Raw genomic sequence first — 8,926 nt, forward strand, 5'->3', positions numbered from 1 at the left:
CGGAATCGAACCGGCACGGTAACTAAATACCACAGGATTTTAAGTCCTGTGCGTCTACCTGTTCCGCCATCCAGGCATTTATGTAGAACGCTTTTGCGTTTCAGAACATGTATTATATTATCATATTTTTTATTTTGTGTCAACATTTTTTTATTTTTATTTTTAATTTTTTTTCAATACACTCTTCTAGTTTAGTAAAATCAAGGATTAATTCCTCTTTTTTTTCTTTCTTTAAATGTTTAAAAAAGTATTCAACTCTACTAGCATCTCCTCTCCCATAACAAATAAAATATAATTCTACTCTCTCTACTCCTCTACTTTTTGTATATTTAGCCCCTCTTTTTTCCATATGTTCTCTATATCTTCTCTCCATATCAGTAGTTATTCCTGTATATAGAGAGGAATCTTTACATCTCAATACATAAATATAATATTTTTTTAAATCTTCCATATCTATATTTTATAATATTTTTCTTAAAATTGAAACAATATCTATAAATTCCTGTTTGACTTTTAATATAAAAAATAATAATATCTAATTAAGAGACTAGATAGAAAGGAGGTTTAATGGATAATTTTAATAAAAATCGACTTAAAAAAATTGAGTTTATATCTATATTACTTATTGGACTTATTATTCTAGGTTTTTCTGCTTATGTTTTTTATGAGCGGGAGAATGTTATCTCAGGTATATTAAGAATAATAGCCTCTCCTGCAATTTTAATTACAGATTTTCTAGTTATTGGTGGAATAGGAGCTGCCTTTCTCAATGCATTTTTAATTTTTCTATTTAATTTTACTCTATCTAGGTTACTTAAAGTTGAGATAAATGGGCTTCTAATTGCTTCTTTTTTCACAGTTTTTGGTTTCTCTTTCTTTGGAAAGAATATTTTAAATATCTTACCATTCTATCTCGGAGGTATTCTCTATAGCATATATGAGCATATTGATTTTAAGGATATCTTTGTCACAATCTCCTTTACAAGTGCCTTAGCTCCATTTGTAAGTGAGGTGGCATTCAGAGTTGACACAACCGATACATCATATATTAATGCTATAGCTCTCGGTATCATTATCGGATTTATAGTAACTCCACTAGCTAAAAAAATGGCTGGATTCCATGAGGGACTGAACCTCTATAATCTTGGTTTTACAGGTGGTATTCTTGGAGCAGTTATAACCTCGATTTTAAAACTATTTAATTTTACAATCACTCCTCAGAGAATTATCTCCACTGAGTATGATTTAGCACTGAAAATAATCTGTGGTTCAATATTTTTAACTCTAATTATAATTGGATTTTTTATAAATGAGAGTTCCTTTAAAGGATATACAACTCTTCTAAAAGATAGTGGACTGAAATCAGATTTTGTAAAAAAATATGGTTATGGTTTAACATTTATCAATATGGGGGTAATGGGTTTTGTTGCCACTATATTTGTACTTCTTTTAAAAGAGACACTAAACGGTCCGCTACTTGCTGGTATTCTAACAGTAGTTGGATTTTCAGCCTATGGAAAACACTTTAAAAATACAATACCAATTCTTTTAGGTGTTTATCTAGCTGGTTGGGGAAGTTCTACAAATGGTTTTACAATTGCTCTCTCTGCACTATTTGGAACATCTTTAGCTCCTGTAGCTGGAGTATATGGTGTTGTCTGGGGAGTTATTGCTGGTTGGTTACACCTAGCTGTAGTGCAAAGTATAGGTTCTGTACATGGTGGACTTAACCTCTATAACAATGGATTTTCAGCTGGAATTGTAGCTGGATTTTTACTACCAATCATGGAGATGATTAAGGATCGTAAAGACAAAGAGAGATTAAAATATTTAAAAAGAAAAAAACAGATTTATGATGCTATAATAGAGGAAAGAGAAAGAATGAATAAAGGAGATTAGTTATGAATACTGAAGATTTAAAATTTTTAAAAATCGCTGTTGAAAAACATCCGACTACTGGTACAACATTGGAATACTTAATTAAGCAAAATGCAATTGCAGCACTTGTTTTAAATGCAAGTGGAGATAAAACTCTTCTTGTAAAACAGTATAGACCTGGAATAGCTGGAGAGATGTATGAAATTCCTGCTGGTTTAATTGAAAATGGTGAGAGTGAGATAAATACTCTCTATAGAGAGATTGAAGAGGAGACTGGATATCTTCCAGATAGTTATAATATCCTTTATACCCCTAAAAAACCTTTAACTGTCTCTCCTGGATATACTCAAGAGAAACTATATATCTATATTATCCAATTAAAAGATGACTCAATCCTTCCAGAGGCTTTAAAATTAGATGAAGGTGAGGATTTGGTTGGAGAGTGGTTCTCTCTAGAAGAGGTTGAAGATATTTCTCAAGATATGAAAACAATATTTGCTCTATCTCTTTATAGAAATCTAAGATAAAAAAACAAAGAAGTTGATCTATCAGTTCACCTGTAAATCAACTTCTTTTTACTCTATGGATCAACGTATTCCCTCTAAAAGATATTTCCCATACTCACTTTTAGGCTTGGAGAAAAACTCCTCTACCTCTGTTATCTCCTGTATCTCTCCCTTGTAAAGTACCATAACTCTATCTGAAATATTATAAACCACTCCCAAATCATGAGAGATAAATATAAATGTTATTCCATTCTCTCTATTTATCTTCTTTATCAAATCTAAAATCTGTTTCTGAACTGCCAAATCTAGAGAAGCCACTGGTTCATCACACACTATTAATTTAGGTTTCAGTATTATTGCACACCCTATAACTACTCTCTGACGCTGTCCTCCACTCAATTCATTGGGATATTTATTCTCATACTCTTCACTCAATCCAACCTCATATAGAGTATTTTTGACTAAACTCTCTATCTCTTTTCTCTCTATAATCCCATTTGCTTTCAATGGTTCAGCCAGTATATCTTTTATCTTCATAGCTGGATTTAAAGAGCTATATGGATCTTGAAACACCATTTGAATATCTCTTTTTTCTCTTTTAGAAAGCTCTTTAGACAAGAATTTTATATTTCCACTACTCTCTTTTTCTATTCCTAAGATTATCTTTCCAATGGTAGATTTTCCAACCCCAGATTGACCTATGATTGAAAATATCTCTCCTTTTTTTACATCAAAAGATATATTTTTCAAAACAATCTTTTTTTCCTTAGAAAAATATCCCCTTTTCTCATAAAATTTTGATAGATTTTCAACTTTCAGTATCATTTTTCACCCCTTATCCAAAGGCTCTTAGACAGTTCTATTAACCTCTTTACATATGGGTGTTTCTGCTCTTTGAAAATAGCTTCACAACTATTCTCTTCTACAATCTCACCTCTATACATAACACAAACCCTTTGAGCAAAATCTTTTATTGACTCTAAATCGTGAGATATAAATAGTATAGATACTCCTGTACTTTTATGAATCTCTTTAAATAGCTCTATTACCTCTCTTTTAGTCTTTAGATCTAAGGCTGTAGTCACCTCATCTGCTATCAAAAGTTGAGGTGATCTTATGAGGGCTCCAGCTATTACCACTCTCTGCCTCTCCCCTCCACTTGTTTCGTGAGGGTATTTTTTTAGTATTTTTTCAGCCTCTTTTATCCCAAGTTTTTCTAATAATCCCACTACCTCTTCTTGCCAATTATTAGAATTGCCAAAATGACCTTCATATATTTTTTTTAATTGATGTCCTATTTTTACTGTAGGATTTAGTGAGGTAAAAGCATTTTGAAAGACTGCTCCAATATCACAATTTTTTTCAAACACTCTACAATTTATCTTACTTCTCTCTGGTAAAATCCCTAAAATAAACTTCGTTGTTAAAGTTTTTCCACTTCCAGATTCTCCAGCTAGAGCCACAATCTCTCCTGAATTTATGTGAAAATCTATATTTTTTAACAAACATTTACCATCAATCTCTAAATTTAAATCCTTAATATCAATTAATTTCAATATTTTCTACCTCTTTTCTCCAATTTTTTTATCTGATATACAGTAAAAATTATTGCTATTCCCGGTGCTATTGTAAACCAAGGAGCTGATAAAAAATATGATTGTGATTGATTTAAGATATTTCCTAAAGTGGGATATGGAGGTTGAATCCCCAATCCTAAATATCCCAGTCCTGCCTCTGTGAGTATCGCTCCTGCAAATCCTGTTGTAAAAGCCACTAAAATTGGCTTTAAAATATTTGGTAAAATATGTATATAGATTATTTTTAGATCTTTAACACCATAAGTTTTAGCTGCTACTACATACTCCATATTTTTCTCTTTTTTTACTAGACCTCTTACTACATTTACACATCTTGGTATATATATTACAAAAATTGCAACTACCAGTGAGTGAAATCCTGTTCCTAAGATTATTATTATTCCCAGAGCTATTAGAATCCCTGGAATAGAGATTATAACCTCTACCAAAGTCATAATCACCCCATCTAAAAACTTTCCATAGTAACCTGCTATACTCCCTATCAATACTCCAAAAGTTATTGCTAAAGTTGATGAGATAAAAGAGATGATGAGAGTATTAAAACTTCCCAATACAAGCCTACTAAATATATCTCTTCCTAAATTATCACAGCCTAATATATTTTCTAAAGTAGGTCCTAACAATATCTTTTTCTCACTCATAGCATAAGGATCTTGATAAAAAATAATACAACTTAAGATAAAAATAGTTAATAGTACTAAATACTTTCCTTTTTTCATTATCTTTCACTCCTTATTCTTGGATCTATTATAGAGTATAGAATATCTATAATAAAATTGATCACTACTAAAACCACTGATGTATAAAATATCAATCCTTGAACAAGTGGTAGATCTCTATTTATTATTGCTGTTATCATTAGCCTTCCTATTCCTGGAATAGAAAATATCTGCTCAATAATTACAATTCCCATTATCAAATCTATTAACATTATCCCTATCAAAGGAATTACTGGTATTATTGAATTTTTTAAAATATAACAATTTAACCAGAATTTTTTTACTCCATTTACAAAAAGATATTTTATATATTCCTCTCTCAACTCAACTTCCAAATTATTTTTAATATAACTTGTAAAAACCCCTATATTTGGAATAGCTATTACTAGGCAGGGCAACAAAAGAGATGAAAAACTTTTGTTATACCCCACTGAAAACCATCTCAAAATAACACTAAATAGAAACATTACCAATATCCCTAACCAAAATGAAGGAATAGATATACAGAGCCCTATTAAAAAATCTATTATCTTTTTCACTCTTACACTTCTTACCTTATGCACAAAAAATGAGAGGGGAATGGAAACCATTAAAACTATTATTACAGTTATAATAGCGATCTCTATTGTCAGGGGTAGTCTCTCTAGTATCAGTTGTGATACAGGCTCTCCATACTTAAATGAATTTCCAAAATCACCTGCCAATACACCCTTTCCCCACTCTAAATATCTCAAACCTAAACTTTTATTCAATCCTAGACTCTCCCTCAAGATAGCAATATCTTCAGCTGAACTCTCAACTCCTAATATTGCTAATGCAGGATCTCCAGGAATTAACTCCAATAAGAGAAAAGATATTGTTCCTATCAAGTATATGGAAAATACCATTTTTAATATTTTTTTTATGTAATACATCTTACTCTCCGATTTATTCCTCTATATTCATTTTTGAAAAATTGATATATGATAATGGATAGTATTCAAAACCACTTATCTTTTTATCCAATGTTGTTATAAGTTTAGGATCCATTATATATATAGCTGCTTGTTTATCTCTCAATATCTCTTGAGCTTTTTTATAGTTTGCTACAATTATCTCATCTGCAGTAGCATCTTTAGCATTTTGTATCAATTTATCATATTCAGCATCTTTGAAGTTAAAGAAATTACTCTTATAATCACTAGTATATCTTCTTAATATTGAGTATGGATCCAATTTTCCTGAAAGACCAACTATTGTTCCCTCATACTTTCTTCCTGAATAAACATCAGATAGCCAAGTTGTCCACTCAATAGTCTCTATTTTTGCAGTTACTCCTATATTTTTTAATTGTTCGGCTATTATCTGAGCTGTATCTACATGCATCTGATAGTTGCTAGGTACTTTTATAGTAAAAGTTAAGTTAGAGTTTCCACTCTCAGCTAACAACTTTTTAGCCTCCTCTATATTCTGCTTCTCTCCAATATTATCTATACAGAATTTATTCATCACAGGGCTCATATTTGTCTCTAACTTAATTCCATCTCCACCCATAACTCCTGCTATAATCTCATCCTTATTTATTGCTAAGTTTATAGCCTTTCTAACTCTCTCATCATCAAAAGGTTTAACATCATTATTTAAAGCAAAAATTTGTACTGTATTTTGTGGAGCTGAAACATTATTAAAATTTTTCAACTCATTTACTCTTTTAGAGTCCACTCTTGAAAGCATATTTATCTCTCCAGATAAAAGTTTTAAAAATGCTGTCTCATTATTTGGTACAACAAATATTGTAACTCTATCTACCTTTGCTTTTTCTCCCCAATAATCATCAAATCTATCTAAAACTAACTGTTGCTCTCTATCATATTGAGCAATTCTAAATGGACCTGTCCCTATTGGATTTTTATCCAATTGATCTGCATTCTCATCTGGAACAATTCCCTCTGTCAATGAGTAGATAAAAGCTGAGTCTGCCTCTTTTAACTTTATCTGCACTCTATTTCCATCTAATACTTTTATATCCTCTATCTCTTGAAATAATGCACTTGAAGGTGGGAATCCATCTTTTCCAGACATTCTTTTTAAAGAAAACTCTACATCTTTTACATCTAATGGGTTTCCATTGTGAAATTTTATTCCCTCTCTTATCTTAAATGTATAGTACAATCCATCTTCTGAAACACTATACTCTTCTGCTATTGCTGGAATTAACTCCCCTTTTGTGTTGGGCATTAACAACCCTTCAAATACATTCAACATTATCTCTTCAGTTCCACTAGAAACCATCTTATATGGATTCAAACTATCAATATCCATACTCATTGTTGTTTTTATCTCTTTCTTTTCAACTTTCTCCTCTTTCCCACAAGAGAGTAACAACATACCTAATAGTGTCACTACTCCTACTTTTGCCATAATTTTTAAATTTTTCATCATAGCCTCCCTAATAATTTTTACTTATTTTTTATAAGTTTTTTCAAATCTATACTAAGATATTAATATTGTATCATATTTTCTTTATAAAAAAAGAGTATAACTAAATTTATTTTAGAATAATCTAGTTATACTCAAAATCGAATCAATTAATTACCATTTTTTAAATTTTTTAATTAGTACATCTCCCTCTTTTAGTAAGCAAACTACTGTAAGTATGAGAACTATACCAATTCCTGTTCCTATTACTCTATCCAAATAATATACTAATGGTGGTAAATTTTCAGTCACATTAAACATGAGAAAGAGGAAAACAACTCCTCCTAAAGCTCCTGAAATCCCTATTACGCACTCTATAAAAACAATTACAAACACTATCCCTATTGAACTCCAAATATTCCCATTTAGACCAAATAGAGAGAATACAAAAGCTATTACTCCACCAAATATGGTACTTAAAAATCTCTCTTTTGTTTTTTTGAGTAACTCCTTCAGATCAATATGAAATGGAACTACTGAAGCTAAGGCACAGTAGTACATTGTATATTTAGTAACATATCTTGAATCTATATGATTATTTAATATATCTATTAGAAAAACACCTAAAATTACTGCTATTCCCGGAATTGCAGCTCTTTTAAAATGATCCTTCCACTCTTTTTGAGGATATTTTTCTAATTTATTATTATTTTTATGTAGATATTTGCTGTATAAACTTATTAATAAAGCTACCATTGTAGCACCTAAAGCCGTTCCTAAAACTCTCTCTTCAAGATAGTTACTCGGTGTTCTATTAGGATCAATATTTAGCATTATATATGTAAAGGCAATACATCCAACTGTAGCTGGTACTTTAAATATCATCTCTGTAAAGCAACATACAATTATTAAGCCCAAAAGATACAGAAACATATTCTCTTGAAATCCACTATATGCTATCATACAGGCAATAGCACCACCACAAAATGTCGTGATTGTCCTTTCATAAGCTTGACGTCTAGTCTTAGCACCATTTAGATTAGCTACATTCAATACTGCTATCCCCACATAAAATTTAGATAATCTCAAAAGATCAGCTAAGTATAGGGCTAACAACAATGATACTCCAACTAATACAGCTCTCTCCAATATGTTTTTAAATTTACTATCCATCATTTCCCCTTTTATAATTTTTTTAATTTTAAAATTTTTTTAGAAATTTTTCAAGTAATTTTAATAAACTATTGTACTATTATATCTCCAACTGTCATATTCAAATGTTTAATTAAATCTTGAGGGTTGATTAAAATCTGTAGTCCTCTTATTCCAGCACTTATCATTATTATATCTTTAGTGAGAACACTACTATCTATAAAGCTTCTATGTCTTTTCTTTATCCCAATAGGAGAACATCCTCCCCTTATATATCCTGTCATATTAAATAGCTCTTTTAATTCTAGCATCTCCACTTTCTTCACTTCTGCTAACTTAGCTAATTTTTTCAAATCTATATTATCTGCACCTGCTATACAGGCTACTATCATCTCTTTCTTCTCTGTCAACAAAACCAATGTTTTAAATATCTTAGTTATGTCCTGTCCTGTTTTAAGTGAAACTGCAATGGCACTCAAATCATTTTCATCCACTTCATACTCTCTATAGTTGTAAGTTATCTTACTTTTATCTAATTCCCGCATAGCATTTGTCTTTTTCATAACTACCCTCTTTTCATCAGTTTTTTACAAAAAATAAAAAAAATGGCGCTTCCTAATGGACTCGAACCATTGACACTGCGGTTAACAGCCGCATGCTCTACCGACTGAGCTAA

Annotated in this window: 10 protein-coding genes and 1 tRNA gene; 2 read left to right on the forward strand and 9 right to left on the reverse strand. The window is 30.8% G+C overall.

The window, feature by feature from the left end:
- Positions 1-139: 139 nt before the first annotated feature.
- On the reverse strand, positions 140-451 hold the full coding sequence (locus ABNK64_RS10630; protein WP_291256348.1) for a GIY-YIG nuclease family protein: 312 nt from the start codon (positions 449-451) through the stop codon (positions 140-142).
- Between the two features lie 116 nt (positions 452-567).
- Between ABNK64_RS10630 and ABNK64_RS10635 the strand changes: the two genes are divergently transcribed.
- Together ABNK64_RS10635 and ABNK64_RS10640 are read left to right on the forward strand one after the other, a co-directional pair.
- Positions 568-1,899, forward strand: coding sequence for a DUF1576 domain-containing protein (locus ABNK64_RS10635; protein ID WP_291256347.1), 1,332 nt, complete (start codon positions 568-570; stop codon positions 1,897-1,899).
- Between the two features lie 2 nt (positions 1,900-1,901).
- The gene (locus ABNK64_RS10640) at positions 1,902-2,405 is read left to right on the forward strand and encodes an NUDIX hydrolase (protein ID WP_349764352.1); all 504 of its coding nucleotides are present in this window, start codon (positions 1,902-1,904) and stop codon (positions 2,403-2,405) included.
- 60 nt (positions 2,406-2,465) lie between these two features.
- On the opposite strand, the gene ABNK64_RS10645 is transcribed toward ABNK64_RS10640, so the two are convergent.
- The 8 genes from ABNK64_RS10645 to ABNK64_RS10680 all read right to left on the reverse strand — a co-directional run bounded on the left by ABNK64_RS10645 (position 2,466) and on the right by ABNK64_RS10680 (position 8,926).
- Entirely contained in the window at positions 2,466-3,209 is a 744-nt protein-coding gene (locus ABNK64_RS10645) for an ABC transporter ATP-binding protein (protein ID WP_300390019.1), read from the reverse strand.
- On the reverse strand, positions 3,206-3,940 hold the full coding sequence (locus ABNK64_RS10650) for an ATP-binding cassette domain-containing protein (protein ID WP_349764353.1): 735 nt from the start codon (positions 3,938-3,940) through the stop codon (positions 3,206-3,208). Before ABNK64_RS10650 ends, ABNK64_RS10645 begins: the two co-directional genes overlap by 4 nt.
- Entirely contained in the window at positions 3,937-4,701 is a 765-nt protein-coding gene (locus ABNK64_RS10655) for an ABC transporter permease (protein WP_291256343.1), read from the reverse strand. The genes ABNK64_RS10650 and ABNK64_RS10655 overlap by 4 nt, the downstream gene beginning before the upstream one ends.
- The gene (locus ABNK64_RS10660) at positions 4,701-5,615 is read right to left on the reverse strand and encodes an ABC transporter permease (RefSeq protein ID WP_349764354.1); all 915 of its coding nucleotides are present in this window, start codon (positions 5,613-5,615) and stop codon (positions 4,701-4,703) included. Before ABNK64_RS10660 ends, ABNK64_RS10655 begins: the two co-directional genes overlap by 1 nt.
- Before the next feature lie 13 nt (positions 5,616-5,628).
- The gene (locus ABNK64_RS10665; RefSeq protein ID WP_349764355.1) at positions 5,629-7,119 is read right to left on the reverse strand and encodes an ABC transporter substrate-binding protein; all 1,491 of its coding nucleotides are present in this window, start codon (positions 7,117-7,119) and stop codon (positions 5,629-5,631) included.
- A 153-nt stretch (positions 7,120-7,272) separates the two neighbouring features.
- A complete protein-coding gene (locus tag ABNK64_RS10670) occupies positions 7,273-8,271 on the reverse strand; it encodes an FUSC family protein (RefSeq protein WP_349764356.1) in 999 nt (332 codons plus the stop codon).
- A 68-nt stretch (positions 8,272-8,339) separates the two neighbouring features.
- Positions 8,340-8,813, reverse strand: coding sequence for a Cys-tRNA(Pro) deacylase (gene ybaK, locus ABNK64_RS10675; RefSeq protein ID WP_349764357.1), 474 nt, complete (start codon positions 8,811-8,813; stop codon positions 8,340-8,342).
- Positions 8,814-8,856: 43 nt separating this feature from the next.
- Positions 8,857-8,926 (reverse strand) — tRNA-Asn (locus ABNK64_RS10680).

Origin of the sequence: Fusobacterium sp. SYSU M8D902 (genome assembly GCF_040199715.1) — a bacterium.
GTDB lineage: Bacteria > Fusobacteriota > Fusobacteriia > Fusobacteriales > Fusobacteriaceae > Fusobacterium_A.